Source organism: Cellulomonas sp. Leaf334 (assembly GCF_001424195.1).
Taxonomy (GTDB): domain Bacteria; phylum Actinomycetota; class Actinomycetes; order Actinomycetales; family Cellulomonadaceae; genus Cellulomonas.
Genome location: NZ_LMOO01000008.1, coordinates 347,646 through 366,642 on the forward strand (window position 1 = coordinate 347,646; position 18,997 = coordinate 366,642).

Genomic DNA, 18,997 nt, shown 5'->3' on the forward strand with positions numbered 1-18,997 from the left:
CCGTGGTTGATGACCCCCGTGCCGATGCCGGGGCGCCGCGAGACGAGCCGCGTCGACCTCTCCGGCTGCGACCGCCGGACAGGAGCGAGCCTCCTCCACCAGTTTCGTAGATGGGCACGGCGTCGGCTATCCTTGCCAGGCTCCACGGGGTGTGGCGCAGCTTGGTAGCGCGCTTCGTTCGGGACGAAGAGGTCGTGGGTTCGAATCCCGCCACCCCGACAGTGTGATCTCGCAGGAGATCGGAAACGGGTCGAACCGATGGTTCGGCCCGTTTCGTCGTTGGCGGGCGAGACGGTCGGCGTCGGTAGTCGCGGGTGGGATCGATGGGGACGCCCATCTCGTGACGATCGTCGGGTGCACGATGATCGCGAGACCCCTCGGCCACAGGGATGCCTCATCGCCTGAGCCCAGTGCGTGGACGCCGCCGCCACGTCGCGGAAACTCCTCGACGAAACAGCCACAGACCCTGTGACATTTGTCATAGTCTGTCCCGACCCGGACCTCCGGGCTCATGTCCACGCCGCTCGGGCCGGGCACGGTTGCCGGCCTCGGGTCAGACGAACTCACAGAGGAGACATCCATGCAGACAAGGCACAGAGTCAGCGCGTTCGCCGTGTCGCTGCTCATGCTCGCCGGGATCTCGGTCGCCACCGCGGGCAGCGCCGCAGCGGCCCTGCCCGTCTGCAACACGGCCGCCAACGTCTGGGACACCGACTTCACCAACGGCGCCCGGGACTTCACGACGTGGGAGCCCGTGTCGACCACTGCCACGCACTTCAACCAGTGCGTCCTGTACCAGAACGTGTCGAGCAGGACGGCCGTGAAGGCGCTCCAGACCGCTCTCAACGCCTGCTACGGCAAGGGTCTTCTCGTGGACGGCTACTTCGGCAACGGCACCCGCTCGGCGCTCGTCGCCGTGCAGCGCAGCCTCGGGAGGAACCCCGACGGTGTCTTCGGCCCTGACACGGAGTTCTGGATGAAGTGGCCGCGCTACTGGGCTGACAACGGCAGCTACTGGGGGTGCTTCAGCACCTGGGAGATCCACAACTGATCGACCGGCGGCAGCACGGACAGGCCCGGCCAGGACGTGCTGGCCGGGCCTGTCCGTGCTCTGGCGGTCTGAGGCCAGGTCAGCCGCGCGGGCCCAGGTACTCCACGTACCCGTCGACGGTGTCGATCCGCACGTGGGTCGACGAGGTGGGGTCGACGGCCCCCTCGACCGTCTGCCGGCCGTCGAGAGTGGTGATGTCGAGCGCGACCGGCTCGCCCGTGCCATACACCGTGACGCCGCCGTCGATCGAGCGGACGTCGATGTTCGCCCGCGCGTCCGAGATCTCGGTCCGCCCGTCGCTGGACCGGGTGATGACGTCCCCGGAGATGTCGGAGACCTCGATGGGTCCGTCGGACGAGCTCACGTCCACCGTGCCGCGGACGTCGGTGACGGACGCACGGGCGTCGGACGACCGGACCGTCACGTCGCCGTCGATGTCGGACACGTCCACCGACCCGTCGCTGACGTGCACGTCCAGGGGGCCGCGCAGCGTGGTGGCGGTCACGGACCCGTCGCTGGTGCGGACGAGCACGGCCGTGCCGTCGGGGACGGTCACGTCGAGCGACGCCGAGCAGAAGCCGGGCCGCCACCACTCGCACCGGTAGCTCACGCGCAGGCGGTCCGGGGACTCGTCGACGCGGTAGCTCGCGGCGGACAGGACCGTCCGCGCCGTCCGGTCGACCTCGACCCGGTCGCCGCCGGTGGTCACCGTGACGTGCCCGTCGGCGACGAGCTCGACCACGGGCGCCCCGGCGTACGTGGCGGACTCGGTCACGGTGGTCGCGCCCTCGGACCCCAGGGCGAGCAGGTCCACGGCGCTGAACCCGCCCGACAGGAGCAGGACGCCGCCGACGATCCCGCCGACCCACGTCAGGGCGCGGGCACGCGGGCTGCGCGGGGTGGGGCTCGGCGCGTCGACCGGCCGCTCCAGGGTGCTGGTCATGGTCGTTCTCCGTTCGTGGGTTCGTGCTCCAGCCAGCGCAGCACGGCGAGCACGCGGCGGTGGTCGTCGGCGGCCTGCGGGAGGTCGAGCTTGGTGAGGATCGAGGTGACGTGCTTCTCCACGGCGGGGAGCCCGACGACGAGACGGTCGGCGATGGCCGCGTTGGAGCGGCCCTCCGCCATGAGACCGAGCACGTCCCGCTCGCGCGGGGTCAGGGTCTCGAGGCCGGACCGACGGGTCCGGGCGAGGATCTGGGCGACGACCTCGGGGTCGATCACCGTGCCGCCGCCGGCCACGCGGCCGAGGGCGTCGAGGAACTCGTCCACGTCCGCCACCCGGTCCTTGAGCACGTAGCCGAGGCCGCGCACGTCGCCGGCGAACAGCTCCCGGGCGTACCGCTGCTCGACGTACTGCGACAGGACCAGCACGGGCAGCCGGGGGTGCAGGCTGCGCAGGTGCACGGCGGCCCGCAGGCCCTCGTCGGTGTGCGACGGGGGCATCCGGACGTCGGTGACCAGGATGTCGGGCACGGCGTCGGCCGGACCGAGGGCGGCCACGACCTCGTCGGCGGTGGTGTAGCCGGTGACGTCGTGCCCCTCGGCGGCGAGCAGCCGGGTGAGGCCGTCCAGGAGGAGGACCGAGTCCTCCGCGATCACGATGCGCACGGCACCTCCACGGTCAGTCGGGTGCCGGCTCCGGCCGGGCTGTCCAGGTCGAACGTGCCGTCGAGGGCGGCGACACGGCTGCGCAGTCCGTCGAGCCCGCTGCCGGGGGTCGCGACCGCTCCCCCACGCCCGTCGTCGGCGACGAGGAGGCGCAGGTTCGGGCCGGTGACGGTCGCCGTCACGGTCACCGCCGAGGCGGACGCGTGCTTGGCGGCGTTGGTCAGGGCCTCGGCGACGACGAAGTACGCGGCGGCCTGCGCGGACGTGCTGGCGCGGCCCAGGGCGGGTGGGTCGGGGACGTCGACGCGGACGGGGACGGGACTGCGGGCCGCCAGCGCGGACAGGGCCGCGTCGAGGCCGCGGTCGGTGAGGACCGCCGGGTGGATGCCGCGGACCAGGTCGCGCAGCTCGGCGAGCGTCTCCTTGACCTCGCGGTGCGCGTGCTCCAGGGCAGCGGCCGCCTCCGGGTCGCTCGACACCTTGCGCCGCGCGCTGCCCAGCTCGACGCCGAGCGCCACGAGCCGCTGCTGGGCGCCGTCGTGCAGGTCGCGCTCGATGCGTCGGCGCTCCTCGTCGGCGGCACCGACGGCGGCCGTGCGGGTCTCGGTGAGCTGCACGGCCCGCCCCTCGGCCCGGACCGCGCGAGCCTGCGCCTGCCGCGCCAGCTCGACGGCCTCGGCGCGGGGCGACGACCCGAGCAGCGTCCGCCCGAGGCGGACGATGGCGAGCGACCCCGCCTGGACGACGAGGGCGCCGATCCACGCGCAGAGGAGGGCCGCCGGGACCATGAGAACCAGCGGGATCGGGGGCTGGGTCAGGCCGGCGGCCGTGGCGATGACCGGGTACACGAGCCCGCCGAGCGCGAACCCGCCGGCGAACGTGACAGCGATGCCCTGGGCCGTCAGGAGCAGCCCGGCGACCACCAGGTAGGCGACGTGCGCCCACGTGCGGCTGTCGGACAGCACGGCCCACCAGCTGGCCCAGACCCCGTCACGGCGCGGGTACGTCGGCGCGGGGATGGTGACGTCGAGCTGCGCGTGCAGGCGTGCCCGCTCGATGGCGGCGAAGGGCCGGCACGCCCACAGCGTCGCGACGAGCATCGGGATGCCCACGACCAGCACGAGCAGGGACAGGGAGAGCGACAGGGCGACGGTGAACGCGATCGCCGCGACGAGGAGGACGAAGGATCCGACGACGATCTGCGAGATGCCGCGCCACGTCGCCACGGACACGGGTGCCGCGGCGAGCGCGCGCCAGTCGGCGAGCGCGGGAGCGACGACGCGGATGTCGTCGGACGCGCTGCTCGGAGGTGTCGGTGAGGTCATGACAGTGACGCTAGGGCTCGGGGCCGATCCGCAGACAGCCTGACCACCCACGAGGGCAGGGTGGGGTCAGCCCTACCACGCAGGACGGGCCGGTCCCCCGAGGGAGACCGGCCCGTCCGTCATGCGACTAGCCGACGGTGCAGGTGGCACCGTTCAGCGTGAACGCGGTCGGGTTGGTGTTGGTCCCCGAGTGGGAGCCGTTGAACCCGATGTCCGTCGTCTGACCGGCACCGAGGGTGCCGTTCCAGGCGGCGTTCTTCGCCGTGACCGCCGTGCCGGACTGCGACCAGTCGGCGCTCCAGCCCTGCGTGACCTTCTGGCCGTTGGCGAACGAGAACCCGAGGGTCCAGCCGTTCAGCGCCGACGTGCCCGTGTTGGTCACCTTGACGGAGGCCGTGAAGCCCGTGTTCCAGCTGCTGGCGTTGTACGTCACCTTGCAGGAGCCGGTCGGCGTGCTCGGCTGGGTCGTCACCGAGAGGGCCGACGACGCGGCGGACACGTTGCCCGCGACGTCCCGTGCCCGGACGGTGTACTGGTACGCCGACGCCGCCGTGAGGCCGCTGTCGGTGTACGACGCGGAGGTCGGCGTGCCGACCTTCGTCGTGCCCCGGTAGACGTCGTAGCCGGCCAGGCCGGAGCCACCCGTGTCCGTGGACGCGGTCCACGTGAGGGCGACGCTGGTCTGGGTGACGGTCGTCGCGACGAGGCCGGACGGCACCGACGGTGCGATCGTGTCCTGCGTCGACCCCGGCAGGGTCGTGACCGACAGGGCCGACGACGCCGCGGAGATGTTGCCCGCCACGTCCTTCGCCCGGACGGTGTACGAGTACGCCGTGTTCGCCGTCAGACCCGTGTCGGAGTACGACGTCGTCGTGGTGGAGCCGACGCGCGTCGTACCCCGGTACACGTCGTACCCGGCCAGGCCGGACCCGCCGCTGTTGTCGGTCGACGCCGCCCAGGACAGCGTGAGGCTGTTCTGGGTGACCGAGCTCGCCGCGAGACCCGTGGGGACGCTCGGCGCGGTCGTGTCGGACGGCGTCGCCCGGGTGGTGACGGACAGGGCCGACGACGCGGCGGACACGTTGCCCGCGACGTCCTTGGCCCGCACGGTGTACGAGTACGCCGTCGACGCGGTCAGGCCGGTGTCCGTGTACGACGTGGTGGTCGAGGAGCCGACCAGCGCGCCGCCGCGGTAGATGTCGTAGCCCGCGACGCCGGAGCCACCGGTGTTGTCCGTCGAGGCCGTCCACGAGATCGCGGCGGACGTCGACGTGGTGGTGCCGGTGAGAAGACCCGTCGGGACCGACGGCGCCGTGGTGTCGACCGGCGGGGGCGTGGTGCCCTCGAACAGCCGCGCGTAGTCGGCGAGCGCACCCGCGATGGCGGTCTGCGCCCAGAACCGGTGGAACGTGAACTGCGGCGCCACACCCGTGGCCAGGGCCGTCTGCATCTTCGGCCAGGCGGGGTCGTTCTTGTACCAGGAGCGGATGTCCAGGAACGAGACGCCCGGCTTGATCACGTCGCCGTTGGGCATCGTGCCCGTCCAGCCGGAGGGGATGTAGATGCCGTTGCCGCCGGCGACGTACGTGTCGTCGAACCGCAGGAAGTCCCCACGGGTCTCGACCGTGCCGACGCCCAGGTCGTCCTGGTTGGAGGCCCAGATGGCGTCGAGCAGGGCCTTGGCCTTGTCACGCGACGCGGTGTCGCCCGACTTGGCGGCGTAGAAGAGCAGCGCACGGGCGGTGTCGCCGGCGACGCCGACGTCCTGGCCGTAGCTCTTGACCGCGACAGACAGACCCGAGTTGGAACCGGGGCTCGTCTTGTTCCAGGTGTCCGGCTTACCGGTCCAGGTCAGCTCCGAGGGAACCTTCCAGTCGGCGCCGTCCGTGGAGATGTTCGCGACGACCCAGGGGACCCACTTGTCGAGGATCTTCTTGGCCTGCGCGTTGCCGGAGGCGTAGTACAGCTCGGCGACGCGCTGGACGCCCCACGCCTGCATGCCGAACCACTGGTTCGACGGCGGGTCGTTGTAGACGGGCGCCTCGGTGTAGCCCATGCCGTAGAACGTGGGCGTGCCGCTCGGCGGCGTCGCGTAGGCGCCGCCCCAGCTGTTGGTCGCACCACCGGCGATGCCGCCCTGGGGTGCCTGCAGCCAGGTGTAGAACTCGAGCTGACGCTCGAGCGAGGCCGCCCAGTCGCTCTTGGCGCTCGCCGACTTCGGCGTCAGGGCCGAGTCCGTCGACAGTGCGTACGCGGCGAGCGGGTTCTGGTAGCCCATGTGCGCGTGCGACGAGCTGACGCGCCATGCCCAGCCGGCGCTGGTGTCGAGCGCGCCGCCCCACGCCAGGTACCAGGACAGCAGGTAGTGCGCGCTGTCCTTGCCGGTGCCCGCGGGGCAGCTCGGCGACGTGCAGCCGATCGTCTTGAAGTACTTGTCGAACAGCGTGTAGCGCAGGTAGTCGCCCATCTTGGCGGCCTTCGTGACGATGGAGGCGACGTCGGCCTGCTTGCCCTGCTCGGTGGCCCACTTGTTGGCCCAGTAGACCGCCTCGACGGCACGCGCGTCGGCGTCGGACGCCGAGGTGTACTTCCACTGCTTCGAGTACGAGGCGTCACCCGTGAACAGGTCGAGGAACCCGTTCTTGCCGCCGTACTTGAACTCCTCGCAGCTCGGCTGCGGGACGGTCTCCCAGACCGACTCCTGCTCGCCGCGCTGGAACGTGTTGATGAAGGACGAGCCGGTCGCGGTCGGGCCGAGCTCGCAGCCCGTCCCGGGGGTCGCACCGAAGCCGTACTTGTTGTCGACGTCCGCGAGCCAGTGCATCTGGTAGATGTCCGGCGTGCCGTACGTGGACTTCAGCTCGTCGGCGATCGGGTCCTTGCCGACCGTCACGCCGCTGCTGAGCTGGCTCGGGTACTTGCTCGGGTGGTCGTACTCCGAGGCGTACGTGGCCGGGGAGTTCGGGTTGTAGAACGAGTTCGTCGGCTGGTCCACGGTCTGGGGGATCATGTACTTCTCCATGGTCGCCCAGGCGTTGTTGATCGGCGCCCAGTCGCCCGTGGTCTGGCCGTACAGCGCCTCGAGCCAGATCCAGAAGGAGTAGGCCTCCGACGTCGTCGCGTGGCCGTAGTCGGGAGCCTCGACGATGAGGGTCTCGACGGAGTGGTACGGGATGCCCTGCGCGCTGAAGTAGCCGTTGGCCGGGTCCTTGATCTTCTCGTACTGCGTGAGGAACCGCTGGGCGTACTCCCCGTCGGCCACGGCGGCCTTGATGGGGGCCTTGACCATGGAGGATGCCGGGACGACGAACGTCGCCGGCGCTGGTGCGGCCGTCGCGGGAGAGACCCCGCAGATGGCCAGCAGCGATGCTGCGCTCAGGGTGGCCGTGGCCACCCAGGCAGCTCGCCGTCGGGTCGATGAGGACATCTACTCGTACCTTTCTGGCTGTCGGGAACGCGCCCGCGACGTCGCGGGCGCGTCCCGGCGCCCCGCACGCACGCGTGCGGGAGCGGTGACGGAGGTGCGCGAAGGAACTGGCCGACGGTGCCGGTTCGGTCCGCAGCGGCGCGGACCTCCGGGCAGACGACGGCCGGGTCGGCGCCCACTTTCCGGCGGCGCACAGCCAGCGTCCAGGGTCCTAAACGATTCTGGTGGGAGCGCGACCACATGGGTCACGACCACCGGAAGAACCGCGCGGCCACCGGCAGGGCGACCAGCGTCCACGCGGCCATGACCAGGAACGGCGCGACGTCGAGGGGCTGCCCGTACCAAGCGGCCGCCATTGCCTCGCTGGCCGCACCCAGAGGGGTGTACCCGGCGATCGTCTGCACCACGTCGGGCATCAGCGGCAGAGGCAGCCAGACGCCCGCGAAGAACAGCGAGACGAAGTACACCGACATCCCCCACGCGGTGGCGGCGGGTGCGTTCGGTGCCAGGGCCGCGATGACCGAGCCGACGGCGAACGCCGAGAGCACGCTGAGCAGGAACGCCCCGAGCAGCACGAGGGGCTCCGCCGGCGCGGCGACCCCGACCACCAGGGCACCGGCCGCGAACATCAGCACGGCCGCCACCAGGAGGGCCACCAGGTTGACCGCCAGCTGCGCGACGAGGATCCGCGACGGCGGCACCGGTGTGGTGGACATCCGCTTGAGCACACCGCGGCCGCGGTACCCGGCGATGGTCTGCGGGTACGCGGACAGGCCGACGGTCGCCACGGCGAGCGCCAGGACCGTCGGGGCGTAGCCGGTGATGCCGTTGATCTGCGACAGGACCGGGTCCTGGTCGTTGAAGGGCAGGTCCGCCCACGGCATCACCAGGCCGAGCACGGTGAGCAGGACGGCCGGGAACAGGACCGCGAAGAACGCACCGGACGGCTCCCGGAGGAACAGCCGGGCCTCCACGGCGGTGAGGCGGGACAAGGCGCCGGACCCGGGGGTCCGCGTGATCGTCGTGGTGGACATGGTCAGGCCTCCAGAGGGGTGGTGAGCGTGACGAACGCGTCCTCGAGCGAGCTCTGCTCGAGGCGGAGGTTCTCGGGGCGGATGCCGTGCTGGGCGAGGGCGACGAGGACGTCCTGGACGACGTTGTCCTGACCGCGGGCCTCGATCGTGCCGTCGTCGGTGTGCGTGACGGTGGCGACCTGCTCGAGCAGCCCGACGGGCACGGGAGCCGACGGCCGGAACCGCAGGACCTGCTCGGAGGCCGCTCGCGCGACCAGCTCCGCCGGCGTGCCGGTGGCCACGACGCGACCCGCGTTGATGAGCGCGATGCGGTCGCAGAGCCGCTCGGCCTCCTCCATGAGGTGCGTGACCAGCACGATCGTCACGCCACGGTCCCGGATACGCTCCACGACCTCCCACGTGTCCCGGCGGGCGTGCGGGTCGAGCCCGGTGGTGAGCTCGTCGAGGATGGCGACCTGCGGGTTGCCGACGAGCGCGAGCGCGACCGACAGGCGCTGCTTCTGGCCGCCGGACAGCTGCTCGAACCGCGCGTCGGCCCGCTCGGTCAGGCCCAGCTCGTCGAGGAGCTGGGCCGGGTCGGCCGGGTCGGGGTAGAACGACGCGTACAGGTCGAGGGCCTCGCGGACCCCGAGCTTGGGCTGCACCTGGCTCTCCTGGAGCTGCAGCCCGACCACCTGCCGCAGCCGGGTCCGGTCGTGCGCCGGGTCGAGGCCGAGGACGCGGACGGTCCCGCCGTCGGCGTCGCGCAGGCCGCCGATGATCTCGACGGTCGTGGTCTTGCCGGCCCCGTTGCGGCCGAGGATGCCGAAGATCTCACCGCGGTGGACCTCGAGGCTGACGTCGTCGACGGCGACCTTGCTGCCGTAGCGCTTGTGCAGGTTCTGGACCTGGATGACGGACATGCGTCTTCCCTCCGAAGGGTGTGAGGTGCCGCGGGAGCGGCGCGGAGCCGGTCCCGGAGCGGGGGTGTGGGATCAGGAGGTGCGGTTGGGCACTGACGCACCGCGCGTCAGGCGGTCGAACGCGAACGCCATGGCGCCCACGATCAGCAGGGTCGCCGCGCAGGCGACGAGGAGCGGCTGCTCGCCGCCGAACCACTCGGACGTCGAGAACGGACCGGCGTTCTGCGCGAACAGCGCGAAGACCAGCAGGACCGGCCCGACGGTCAGCGGCAGGGCGAGGGTCCCGAACCAGCCTCCGACGCGCTGGTAGGTGATCCCGACGAGCACCCCCGAGACGTAGCCGACGACGAGCAGCATCGTGGTGCTGACCCACATCGTCAGGGGCTCCTCCTGGGCCGGCGTGAGGTCCTCGAGGATCCGCCACTGCCACCCGAGCGCGTCGAAGACCGCGCGCTCGACCAGCAGCAGGCCCGAGAACACCGACCCGTACACGACCGCCGTACCGGTCGCGGCGACCAGCGACCCGAGGGCGAGGCACCGCCGGGTCAGACCGGCCGCGACGTGCACGGGCAGGTAGGCGGCCGTGATGGCGATGAGCACCGAGAACGGGAACCACAGGGCGCCCTGCCGGGCGAACGCGAGCACGCTGTTGTTGACCTCGCCCACCTGGTTGATGAGCAGGAGCGCTGCGGTCACGACGATGATCGCGAGCCCCCAGAACCACGCGGCCAGGTACAGGTTCATCCAGAGCAGCCAGGTCGCGGTGGCGCGGACGGAGCTGGTGGTCGGGCGGCGTACCGTGTCGATGCTCATCGTGACTTCTCCGTGCTGACCGCGGCGGGGCGGTCGGTCAGGTGGACGAACAGGTCCTGCAGCGCGACGGGGCCCAGCTCGAGCCCGCTCTGCCGCGCCCGGGTGGCGTCGTCGGCCTGCGCACCGACGAGCGTCGCCTGCGCCGTGCCGCCCAGCTTCTGCCGGGCCACGACGTCGCGGCCGGCGACGAAGGCCTCGACCGCGGCCACGGGGCCGGTGACGGTCAGGCCACCGGAGCGCAGCGTCTCCGCGTCCGACACCGTCAGCACCGTCCCGCGGTCCAGCACGACGACGTCCTCGAGCAGCCGCTCGACCTCGCCGATCAGGTGGCTGGACAGGACGATCGTGCGGGGGTGCTCCAACCAGTCGGCGAGCAGCACGTCGTAGAACGCGTACCGCGAGGGGGCGTCCATGCCGAGGTGCACCTCGTCGAGCAGGGTCAGCGGCGTGCGACTGGCGAGCCCGACGACGACCCCGAACGCGGACCGCTTCCCCCGGGACAGCCTGTTGGGCTGGGACTGCGGGTCCAGCTCGAAGCGGTCCATCAGCGTGTCCGCCAGCTCGCGGGAGAACAGGGGCCGACGGTCGCCGAGGAAGTCGAGCGTCCGCTTGAGCTTCTGGTCGAGGGCGACGTCGCCGCTCTCCCGCACGAGGCACGTCCCGGCGAGGACCCGCTCGTTCTCCCACGGGTCCTCCCCGTCGACGAGCACGGTGCCGGACGTCCTACGACGGAACGCGGCCAGCACCGAGAGCGCGGTGGTCTTGCCCGAGCCGTTGCGGCCGAGCAGGCCGGTGATCACGCCAGGGCGGATGCTGAACGACACCGCGTCGAGCGCGACCGTCGTGTCGTAGCGGGCGGTGAGGTCCCGGACCTCGACACCGAAGCCGCTCATCGCGGTCCCTCCTTCTCGCGAAGCGTGTCGACGATCTCGTCGACGCCGATGCCCAGCACGCGCGCCTGCTCGAGCATCGGCTCGACGACCTCGGCGAAGAACGAGGCCCGACGCTGCGCGAGCAGCTGCTCGCGGGCGCCCTCGGCGACGAACATCCCGATCCCGCGGCGCTTGTAGAGGACGCCCTCGTCGACCAGCTCCGTGAACGCCTTGGCAGCGGTCGCAGGGTTGATCCGGAACGTCGTCGCGTATTGCGTGGTCGACATGACCTGTTCCTCCGCTCGTAGGGCTCCGGTGAGGACGTCCGACCGGATCTGGTCGGCGATCTGCACGTACAGGGGGTGACGCCCGTCGAACATCGCGCGCCTCCGTTCTGTGGTTCGTTACTTGACCAACTAACCATAGGACTTCCTGCCGGCGCAAGAGGACGAGCACGATGTATCTGGGGGGACCGCAGGGGGCTCCTCGGGAGGACCGTCATTGATGCCGGAGGGGGAGCCATGCCGCACGGAGATGCCGACAAGGGCATTCACACACCGAAGTCCACGTTCTACGACCAGGGTCGGTTCGGCCGGCTGTTCCCGGCACTGCCCGGGTTCGCAGCCGACACGCCCAGCGTGCGCGCCGCACTCGTCGAGCTGGGCAAGCCCGGCGGCCTCATGGACACCCAGGAGAGCCCGGCCGCCGACCCGTTCGCGCTGATCGTGGACCCGACCCTGCGCGTCGACAACCCCGACAACCCGCGGCTCACCGCCGGCATGACGTTCCTCGGGCAGTTCCTCGACCACGACATGACGTTCGACCCGACGTCGAGCCTCGCCCGCACCCAGGACCCGGAGTCGATCCGGAACTTCCGCATCCCGGCACTCGACCTCGACAGCGTCTACGGCGGCGGCCCCGGCGCGTCACCGCACCTGTACGACCAGACCGTCGACCACGGTCGCACCACGATGCTGGTCGAGCCCAACGTCGGCTCCGAGACGCACTGCATCGACCAGGACCAGCGGTTCGACGTCCCGCGCAACGCCCAGCTGACCGCGCTCATCGGGGACCCGCGCAACGACGAGAACCTCATCCTCAACCAGCTGCACCTCGCGTTCCTGCGCTTCCACAACCGCGTCGTCGCCGACGTGCGGGACGACCTCGGCCCGCTCGCCACACCGGGCGAGGTGTTCGCGGAGGCCCAGCGGATCGTCCGGTGGCACTACCAATGGATGATCCTGCACGAGTTCCTGCCGCTGACCTGCGGCGACGCCCTGATGGCCGACATCTGGACCAACGGCCGCAAGTTCTACGACTGGCGCAACTCCCCGTACATCCCGGTGGAGTTCTCCGTCGCCGCGTACCGGTTCGGCCACTCGCAGGTGCGGCCCAGCTACCGCGCGAACTTCGGCACGTCCGCCACCGACCGCACCCTCCAGTTCTTCGCGGTCATCTTCGACCACACCGCCTCCGGCACCGACCCCGGGGACCTGCGCGGCGGCTGCCGGGCACCGCGGCGGTTCATCGACTGGCAGACGTTCTTCGACTTCGGCGGCGGCGAGGTGCGGCAGAACAAGCGCATCGACACGAAGCTCTCGACGACCCTCTTCCACCTGCTGGGTCAGCCGTCGGACGAGCCTGACTCGCTGGCCATCCGCAACCTCCTGCGCAGCCTGTCGCTGGAGGTGCCGTCCGGGCAGCGCGTCGCCGCCGCCATGCAGGAGACCCCGCTGCCCGAGTCCGACCTGGCCGACCTCGAGCCGTACGGGCTGCACAAGCGGACGCCGCTCTGGTTCTACGTGCTGCGGGAGGCCGAGAAGCAGGCCGACGGCAAGCACCTCGGACGGGTCGGCGGGCGGATCGTGGCCGAGGTCTTCCACGGGCTCATCGACGGGGACCCGTCGTCGTACCTGTCGCAGGACCCGGACTGGACCCCGACCTACGGCACGAACGACACGTTCGGCATCACCGACCTGCTCACGGCAGCCGGTGTGGTGGGCGCCCTCGCCTGACCACACGCAGCAACGTTCGCGCTCGGGTGGGCTGGGGGGCCCTCGAGTGCGGACGTTGCTGTGTGCTCAGACGGCGGTGAGGCGTTGCGCCGCTACCAGCTCCGCGATCTGGACCGCGTTCAGCGCGGCGCCCTTGCGGAGGTTGTCGTTGCTGATGAACAGCGCAAGACCGCGACCGCCCTCGACGCCCTCGTCCTGGCGCAGCCGGCCGACGAACGACGGGTCCTGACCGGCGGCCTGCAGCGGCGTCGGCACGTCCGTGAGCTGGACCCCGGGGGCGTCGGCCAGCAGCTCGGCGGCACGCTGCGGGCTCAGCGGCCGTGCGAACTCGGCGTTGATCGACAGCGAGTGCCCGGTGAACACCGGGACCCGCACGCAGGTGCCGGACACCAGCAGGTCGGGGATGTCGAGGATCTTGCGCGACTCGTGGCGGAGCTTCTGCTCCTCGTCGGTCTCGTTCAGCCCGTCGTCGACGATGGAGCCGGCCAGCGGGATGACGTCGAACGCGATGGGCGCGACGTACTTGACCGGGGCGGGCAGCGTCACTGCGGACCCGTCGTGGACCAGGGCGAGCGTGTCCTGGGTGACGGCGGCGCGGATCTGGCTGTCGAGCTCGTCGGCCCCCGCGAGCCCGGAGCCGGAGACGGCCTGGTAGGTCGAGACGACCAGGCGGGTCAGCTGGGCCTCGTCGTGCAGGACCTTGAGCACCGGCATCGCGGCCATCGTGGTGCAGTTCGGGTTCGCGATGATGCCCTTGACGGCGCCCGCGAGCGCACCGGGGTTCACCTCGGACACGATGAGCGGGACCTCGGGGTCACGACGCCACGCCGACGAGTTGTCGATGACGAGCGCACCCGCGGCGGCGAACCGCGGCGCGTGCACCTTGGAGGCAGCGCCACCGGCGGAGAACAGGGCGACGTCGATGCCCGAGAGGTCCTCGGTCTCGACGTCCTCGACGACGACGTCGGCACCCTTCCACGGCAGCGTCGTGCCGGCCGAGCGCGACGACGCGAAGTAGCGGATCGAGGCGACGGGGAAGTCGCGCTCCTCCAGCAGCCGGCGCATGACGCTGCCGACCTGGCCGGTGGCACCGACCACCGCGATGTTCAGTCCCATGTCCCTACCGTCCCGTCCCGCCGTACACGACGGCCTCGTCTTCCGTGGAGTCCAGGTCGAACGCCGTGTGCACCGCACGGACCGCCTCGTCGAGCGAGTCGGCCCGCGTGACCACGGAGATCCGGATCTCCGACGTCGAGATCATCTCGATGTTGACCCCGGCGTCCGACAGCGCCGCGAACAGCCGCGCCGAGACGCCGGGGTGCGACCGCATGCCCGCGCCGATCAGCGAGAGCTTGCCGATCGTGTCGTCGTACTGCAGCGACGCGAAGCCGATGTCGGGCTGGTGCTCGCTGAGCGCCGCGGTGGCTGCCGCGCCGTCCGTGGCGGGCAGCGTGAAGGAGATGTCCGTCAGGCCCGTCGCGGCGACCGAGACGTTCTGCACGATCATGTCGATGTTGACGCCTGCGTTGGCGACGACCTCGAAGATGCGCGCGGCCTTGCCGGGCACGTCGGGCACCCCGACGACCGTGATCTTGGCCTCGCTGCGGTCGTGCGCGACGCCCGCGATGATCGGCTGTTCCACAATCTCTCCTTCGGCGGGCTGGTCGGTCACGAACGTGCCCGTATGAGTGGTGAACGACGAGCGCACGTGGATCGGTACCCCGTAGCGGCGGGCGTACTCGACGCAGCGCAGGACCAGCACCTTGGCGCCGCTGGCCGCGAGCTCGAGCATCTCGTCGTAGCTGACCCGGTCCAGCTTGCGGGCGGTCGGCACGATGCGCGGGTCCGCGGTGAACACGCCGTCGACGTCCGTGTAGATCTCGCAGACGTCGGCCTTGAGCGAGGCGGCGAGCGCCACCGCCGTCGTGTCCGACCCGCCCCGACCGAGCGTGGTCACGTCGTTGGTGGACGGGTTGACCCCCTGGAACCCGGCGACGATCGCGACGGAGCCGCGCGCGACCGTGTCGCGGATGCGGCTGGGCGTCACGTCGATGATGCGCGCCTTGCCGTAGGTCTCGTCCGTGATGACGCCGGCCTGCTGACCGGTGAACGACTTCGCGTCGACCCCGAGGTTGTGGATCGCCATCGCGAGCAGCGACATCGAGATGCGCTCGCCGGCCGTCAGGAGGATGTCCATCTCACGCTGCGGCGGCAGCGGGGTGACCTGCTGGGCGAGGTCGATGAGCTCGTCCGTCGTGTCGCCCATCGCGCTGACCACCACGACGACGTCGTGACCGGCGCGCTTCGCCTCGGCGACGCGCTTGGCGACGCGCTTGATGCTGCTGGCGTCGGCGACGGAGGAACCGCCGTACTTCTGCACGATCAGGGCCACGGGAGAGCTCTTTCGCGGGCTCGGGACAGGTCCGGGCGAGTGTACGTGCGTGTTCACCAGGTGGGCATCGAGTTTCAGATGGCGGATCGCCGCCGCTCATGGTGAAGCGTTTGGGTACCTCCCCCTGCGCGGCACCACCCGCCACGCTGCCAGGTGCGACGCCTGACCGCAGGGGGCACCGGGCGCGCGACCGAGAGGACCCACCATGCGCGTCCGCGCTGCGCTCACCGCCGTCGTCGTCGCCGTCCTGGCCGGCGTCGGCACGTTCGTCGGGATCACCGCCCAGGCCGCCACCGGCTGTCAGGTCAGCTGGACGGCGAGCTCCTGGCCTGGCGGCTTCACCGCCGAGGTGCGCGTGAGTCCGGGCGAGGCCGCGCAGGGCTGGACACTGACCTGGGCCTTCCCGTCGGGGCAGCGCGTGACGCAGGGCTGGAACGCGACCGTGGTCCAGACGGGGTCGAGCGTGACCGCGTCGAACGCGCCGTGGAACGGCGAGGTCCCTGCCGGGGGGAGCACGTCGTTCGGGTTCCAGGGCACGTTCAGCGGGACCAACACCCCGCCGACGGACTTCGTGCTCAACGGCGTCGCGTGCAACGGGGGCAGCCCGACCGTCTCGCCGACGACGACGCCCACGGAGACGACGACCCCGACCCCGACAGCCACCCCGACCCCGACCCCGACCCCGACCCCGACCGTCCCACCCAACCCCGACCCCGACTGCGGCCCCGCACTCTTCTGCGACGGCCTGGAGTCCCAGACCGGCACCGCGCTGACCAGCCCGTGGACCGTCTCGCACCCGGACTGCTCGGGCACCGGCGCGGCGTCGGTCGACAGCACCGTCGCGCACTCGGGCAGCCGCTCGCTCAAGGTCGTCGGCACCGCCGGCTACTGCAACCACGTGTTCGCCCAGGCCGCCGCGGACCTGTCGTCGCTGCCGCAGTCGTACTACGTGCGCTTCTACGTCCGGCACACCACCGCGCTGCCGACCTCGCACACCACGTTCCTCGCGATGAAGGACTCCGCCGACGGCAACCGCGACCTGCGCATGGGCGGCCAGAACGGCGCGCTCCAGTGGAACCGGTCGTCCGACGACGCCACGCTGCCCGAGCAGAGCCCGACCGGAGTCTCGATGAGCACCGCCCTGCCGACGGGCTCGTGGCACTGCGTGGAGCTGCTCGTCGAGGGTGCCGGCCGCCTGACCACGTGGGTCGACGGGTCCACGGTCCCCGGCCTGGTCGCCGACGGCACACCGACCCACGACGTCGACGGCCAGTGGCTGAACAAGGCGTGGGCACCGCGGCTGACCGACCTGCGGCTCGGCTGGGAGAGCTACGGCGAGGGTGCCGACACCCTCTGGTACGACGACGTCGCCGTCGCGGCGAGCCGCCTGGGCTGCTGACCTGCACAGCACCTGCACACAGCCCGCGGACGGAACCTTCCCGTCCGCGGGCTGCCCGGTCCTACGGTGTCGCCCATGTCGAGCACCACGCCTCCCCCGTCGGCCACGGGCGACGGCATCGTCGTGCGCGACCTGCACCGCGCCTTCGGGACGGTCAGGGCGCTCGACGGCGTCGGGCTGACCGCCCGCGCGGGTGCCGTCACCGCGCTCGTCGGCCCCAACGGCTCCGGCAAGACCACGCTGCTGCTGGTGCTCGCGGGCCTCCTCGTCCCGGACCGGGGCTCCGTGAGCGTCGCCGGGCACGACCCCGTCGCGCACGGACCGGCCGCGCGCGCCAGGACCGGGTGGATGCCGGACACGTTCGGCACCTGGGACTCCCTGACCGCACGCGAGGTGCTGCTGACCTTCGCCGCCACCTACCGGCTCTCCCCCGCGGCCGCCGCGGCCCGGGCCACCGACCTGCTCGCCACCGTGCACCTCAGCGAGTACGCCGACCGGCCCGCCAGCGTCCTGTCCCGAGGGCAGAAGCAACGCCTCGGGCTGGCCCGCGCGCTCGTGCACGACCCGTCGGTCCTGCTCCTCGACGAACCCGCGAGCGGTCTGGACCCCCGCTCCCGCGTCGACCTGCGGATCCTCCTGCGCAGGCTCGCCGACGAGGGCAGGACCGTCCTCGTCTCCAGCCACGTCCTGTCCGAGCTCGACGAGATGGCCGACGACGCGGTGTTCCTGTCGAAGGGCCGCACCGTCGTCCCGGACGCCGCGGCCACCGGCACGACGTCCTGGCACGTGCGGGCGCTGTCGCTCGACGCACTCACCACGTGGCTCACCAGCACCGGGGCCACCTGGCAGCCCGACGGCGCCGCGGTCACCCAGACCGGCGCCGGCGGCGTCCTCCTCGACATGGACGGTGACGACGACGCCGCCCGGCTGGTCCGCGACGCCGTGGCGGCCGGGGTGCCGCTCGTGTCCCTCGTGCCCGCCGCCGGCACGCTCGAACAGGCCTACCTGACCCTCGAGGAGGAGCGGCGATGACGCTGTCCGAGGTCGAGCTCGAGCACGAGCCGTCGACGAAGCCGCCGCGCGCCGCCCGCGGTGCGACCTGGGGGCTGACCTGGCACGGCGTCCGCACCGTCGCCGTCCTGGAGCTGCGTCAGCGGGTGCGGTCGACCCGGTGGGTCGTCGCGCTGGTCGTGTGGTTCGTGGTGGTCGGCGGGATCACGCTGCTCACCTCCGGAGCCATCTCCACGAGCGCGTCCGGCGAGTCCGGTCCCGGCCCGTCGGCAGGACCTCTGCTGTTCGGTGCGGTCACGTTCCTGGTGCTCGGGCTCGGCCTCCTGGTCACCCCGACCCTGGCCTCCACCGGCATCAACGGCGACCGCAACGCCGGCACGCTGGCCACCCTGCAGGTCACGCTCCTGACCCCCGCCGAGATCGCCGCCGGCAAGCTGCTGGCCGCGTGGGCCGTCGCGTGCGCGTTCCTCGTCGCGAGCCTGCCGTTCCTCGGCATCGCCCTGGCCATGGAGGGCACACCGGGGACCGCGCTCCTGCGCGTCGTCCTGCTCGTCGCGGTCCTGCTCGCGTGCGTGTGCGGGATCGGGCTCGGGTTCTCCGCCCTCACCACCCGCACCGCCGGCTCGACCGTCCTCACGTTCCTCACCGTCGCCGCCCTCACCCTGCTGACCCCGATCCTGTTCGGGCTCACCTTCCCGACGATCTCCCGCACGCAGGAGGTCCCCGTCAGCTCCGGGCCGATGAGCTTCGACGACGAGTCCGGCACCGCCGCGTGCGAGGTCACCGTCCAGGAACGCTCCGTCGCCCACACCGAACGCACCTGGTGGCTCCTCGGGATCAACCCGTTCGTCGTGCTCGCCGACGGCGCCGGCACCACTGAGCACGCGCGGTTCGCCGACAACAGCAACGACCCCCTCGGCATGATCCGCGACGGCGTCCGTCAGCTGCGCGCCGGCCCCGCGATCCCCGTCGACGAGTGCTGGCTCGACTCCTCCGTCGAGGACAGGCAGGACACCGTCTCCCGGGCGCCCGTCTGGCCCTGGGGGCTCGCCGTCGACGTGCTCCTCGGTGCGGCCGGCTACGTCGTCGCCGTCCGCCGCCTGCGGATCCCGCAGCGCACCCTCCCGCGAGGGACCCGCGTCGCCTGA

At 71.7% G+C, this 18,997-nt stretch carries 16 protein-coding genes and 1 tRNA gene; 6 read left to right on the forward strand and 11 right to left on the reverse strand.

Annotated elements, in window-relative coordinates; genetic code table 11:
* Nucleotides 1-145 precede the first annotated feature (145 nt).
* Together ASF78_RS19685 and ASF78_RS19690 are read left to right on the forward strand one after the other, a co-directional pair.
* Nucleotides 146-219, forward strand: a tRNA-Pro gene (locus tag ASF78_RS19685).
* 361 nt (nucleotides 220-580) lie between these two features.
* Nucleotides 581-1,051, forward strand: a complete 471-nt coding sequence (locus ASF78_RS19690) for a peptidoglycan-binding domain-containing protein (protein WP_156374248.1) — start codon at nucleotides 581-583, stop codon at nucleotides 1,049-1,051.
* Between the two features lie 79 nt (nucleotides 1,052-1,130).
* On the opposite strand, the gene ASF78_RS19695 is transcribed toward ASF78_RS19690, so the two are convergent.
* The 9 genes from ASF78_RS19695 to ASF78_RS19735 all read right to left on the reverse strand — a co-directional run bounded on the left by ASF78_RS19695 (nucleotide 1,131) and on the right by ASF78_RS19735 (nucleotide 11,412).
* Nucleotides 1,131-1,994 (reverse strand): hypothetical protein, encoded by an 864-nt coding sequence (locus ASF78_RS19695; RefSeq protein ID WP_056593567.1) that lies wholly within the window; start codon nucleotides 1,992-1,994, stop codon nucleotides 1,131-1,133.
* Entirely contained in the window at nucleotides 1,991-2,659 is a 669-nt protein-coding gene (locus ASF78_RS19700; RefSeq protein WP_056593569.1) for a response regulator transcription factor, read from the reverse strand. Before ASF78_RS19700 ends, ASF78_RS19695 begins: the two co-directional genes overlap by 4 nt.
* A complete protein-coding gene (locus tag ASF78_RS19705; protein WP_056593571.1) occupies nucleotides 2,647-3,984 on the reverse strand; it encodes a sensor histidine kinase in 1,338 nt (445 codons plus the stop codon). The genes ASF78_RS19700 and ASF78_RS19705 overlap by 13 nt, the downstream gene beginning before the upstream one ends.
* A 127-nt stretch (nucleotides 3,985-4,111) precedes the next feature.
* Nucleotides 4,112-7,411, reverse strand: a complete 3,300-nt coding sequence (locus tag ASF78_RS19710) for a glycoside hydrolase family 48 protein (RefSeq protein ID WP_056593574.1) — start codon at nucleotides 7,409-7,411, stop codon at nucleotides 4,112-4,114.
* 245 nt (nucleotides 7,412-7,656) lie between these two features.
* Entirely contained in the window at nucleotides 7,657-8,445 is a 789-nt protein-coding gene (locus ASF78_RS19715; RefSeq protein WP_056593577.1) for an ABC transporter permease, read from the reverse strand.
* 2 nt (nucleotides 8,446-8,447) lie between these two features.
* A complete protein-coding gene (locus tag ASF78_RS19720; RefSeq protein WP_056593580.1) occupies nucleotides 8,448-9,347 on the reverse strand; it encodes an ABC transporter ATP-binding protein in 900 nt (299 codons plus the stop codon).
* A gap of 72 nt (nucleotides 9,348-9,419) precedes the next feature.
* Nucleotides 9,420-10,160: a hypothetical protein gene (locus tag ASF78_RS19725; RefSeq protein ID WP_056593583.1), complete on the reverse strand. Its 741-nt coding sequence runs from the start codon at nucleotides 10,158-10,160 to the stop codon at nucleotides 9,420-9,422.
* Nucleotides 10,157-11,053, reverse strand: a complete 897-nt coding sequence (locus tag ASF78_RS19730; protein WP_056593586.1) for an ATP-binding cassette domain-containing protein — start codon at nucleotides 11,051-11,053, stop codon at nucleotides 10,157-10,159. The genes ASF78_RS19725 and ASF78_RS19730 overlap by 4 nt, the downstream gene beginning before the upstream one ends.
* Nucleotides 11,050-11,412: a GntR family transcriptional regulator gene (locus ASF78_RS19735; RefSeq protein WP_056593587.1), complete on the reverse strand. Its 363-nt coding sequence runs from the start codon at nucleotides 11,410-11,412 to the stop codon at nucleotides 11,050-11,052. Before ASF78_RS19735 ends, ASF78_RS19730 begins: the two co-directional genes overlap by 4 nt.
* Before the next feature lie 141 nt (nucleotides 11,413-11,553).
* Between ASF78_RS19735 and ASF78_RS19740 the strand changes: the two genes are divergently transcribed.
* The gene (locus ASF78_RS19740) at nucleotides 11,554-13,047 is read left to right on the forward strand and encodes a heme peroxidase family protein (RefSeq protein ID WP_056593590.1); all 1,494 of its coding nucleotides are present in this window, start codon (nucleotides 11,554-11,556) and stop codon (nucleotides 13,045-13,047) included.
* Nucleotides 13,048-13,113: 66 nt separating this feature from the next.
* On the opposite strand, the gene ASF78_RS19745 is transcribed toward ASF78_RS19740, so the two are convergent.
* Together ASF78_RS19745 and ASF78_RS19750 are read right to left on the reverse strand one after the other, a co-directional pair.
* Nucleotides 13,114-14,163, reverse strand: a complete 1,050-nt coding sequence (locus ASF78_RS19745; protein WP_056593592.1) for an aspartate-semialdehyde dehydrogenase — start codon at nucleotides 14,161-14,163, stop codon at nucleotides 13,114-13,116.
* Between the two features lie 4 nt (nucleotides 14,164-14,167).
* A complete protein-coding gene (locus ASF78_RS19750; RefSeq protein ID WP_056593595.1) occupies nucleotides 14,168-15,439 on the reverse strand; it encodes an aspartate kinase in 1,272 nt (423 codons plus the stop codon).
* A 205-nt stretch (nucleotides 15,440-15,644) separates the two neighbouring features.
* On the opposite strand from ASF78_RS19750, the gene ASF78_RS19755 reads away from it, so the two are divergent.
* The 3 genes from ASF78_RS19755 (at nucleotide 15,645) to ASF78_RS19765 (ending at nucleotide 18,997) form a co-directional block, all read left to right on the forward strand.
* Nucleotides 15,645-16,838, forward strand: a complete 1,194-nt coding sequence (locus ASF78_RS19755; RefSeq protein WP_056593598.1) for a cellulose-binding domain-containing protein — start codon at nucleotides 15,645-15,647, stop codon at nucleotides 16,836-16,838.
* Between the two features lie 75 nt (nucleotides 16,839-16,913).
* On the forward strand, nucleotides 16,914-17,870 hold the full coding sequence (locus tag ASF78_RS19760) for an ABC transporter ATP-binding protein (RefSeq protein ID WP_056593601.1): 957 nt from the start codon (nucleotides 16,914-16,916) through the stop codon (nucleotides 17,868-17,870).
* Nucleotides 17,867-18,997 carry an ABC transporter permease gene (locus tag ASF78_RS19765; RefSeq protein WP_056593604.1) on the forward strand — a complete coding sequence of 377 codons (1,131 nt, stop codon included), beginning with the start codon at nucleotides 17,867-17,869 and terminating at the stop codon, nucleotides 18,995-18,997. The genes ASF78_RS19760 and ASF78_RS19765 overlap by 4 nt, the downstream gene beginning before the upstream one ends.

Coding starts and splice junctions, on each gene's coding strand:
- ASF78_RS19690 (WP_156374248.1), top strand. CDS start 581: ATGCAGACAAGGCACAGAGTCAGCGCGTTCGCCGTGTCGCTGCTCATG.
- ASF78_RS19695 (WP_056593567.1), bottom strand. CDS start 1,994: ATGACCAGCACCCTGGAGCGGCCGGTCGACGCGCCGAGCCCCACCCCG.
- ASF78_RS19705 (WP_056593571.1), bottom strand. CDS start 3,984: ATGACCTCACCGACACCTCCGAGCAGCGCGTCCGACGACATCCGCGTC.
- ASF78_RS19710 (WP_056593574.1), bottom strand. CDS start 7,411: ATGTCCTCATCGACCCGACGGCGAGCTGCCTGGGTGGCCACGGCCACC.
- ASF78_RS19715 (WP_056593577.1), bottom strand. CDS start 8,445: ATGTCCACCACGACGATCACGCGGACCCCCGGGTCCGGCGCCTTGTCC.
- ASF78_RS19720 (WP_056593580.1), bottom strand. CDS start 9,347: ATGTCCGTCATCCAGGTCCAGAACCTGCACAAGCGCTACGGCAGCAAG.
- ASF78_RS19725 (WP_056593583.1), bottom strand. CDS start 10,160: ATGAGCATCGACACGGTACGCCGCCCGACCACCAGCTCCGTCCGCGCC.
- ASF78_RS19730 (WP_056593586.1), bottom strand. CDS start 11,053: ATGAGCGGCTTCGGTGTCGAGGTCCGGGACCTCACCGCCCGCTACGAC.
- ASF78_RS19735 (WP_056593587.1), bottom strand. CDS start 11,412: ATGTTCGACGGGCGTCACCCCCTGTACGTGCAGATCGCCGACCAGATC.
- ASF78_RS19740 (WP_056593590.1), top strand. CDS start 11,554: ATGCCGCACGGAGATGCCGACAAGGGCATTCACACACCGAAGTCCACG.
- ASF78_RS19745 (WP_056593592.1), bottom strand. CDS start 14,163: ATGGGACTGAACATCGCGGTGGTCGGTGCCACCGGCCAGGTCGGCAGC.
- ASF78_RS19755 (WP_056593598.1), top strand. CDS start 15,645: ATGCGCGTCCGCGCTGCGCTCACCGCCGTCGTCGTCGCCGTCCTGGCC.
- ASF78_RS19760 (WP_056593601.1), top strand. CDS start 16,914: ATGTCGAGCACCACGCCTCCCCCGTCGGCCACGGGCGACGGCATCGTC.
- ASF78_RS19765 (WP_056593604.1), top strand. CDS start 17,867: ATGACGCTGTCCGAGGTCGAGCTCGAGCACGAGCCGTCGACGAAGCCG.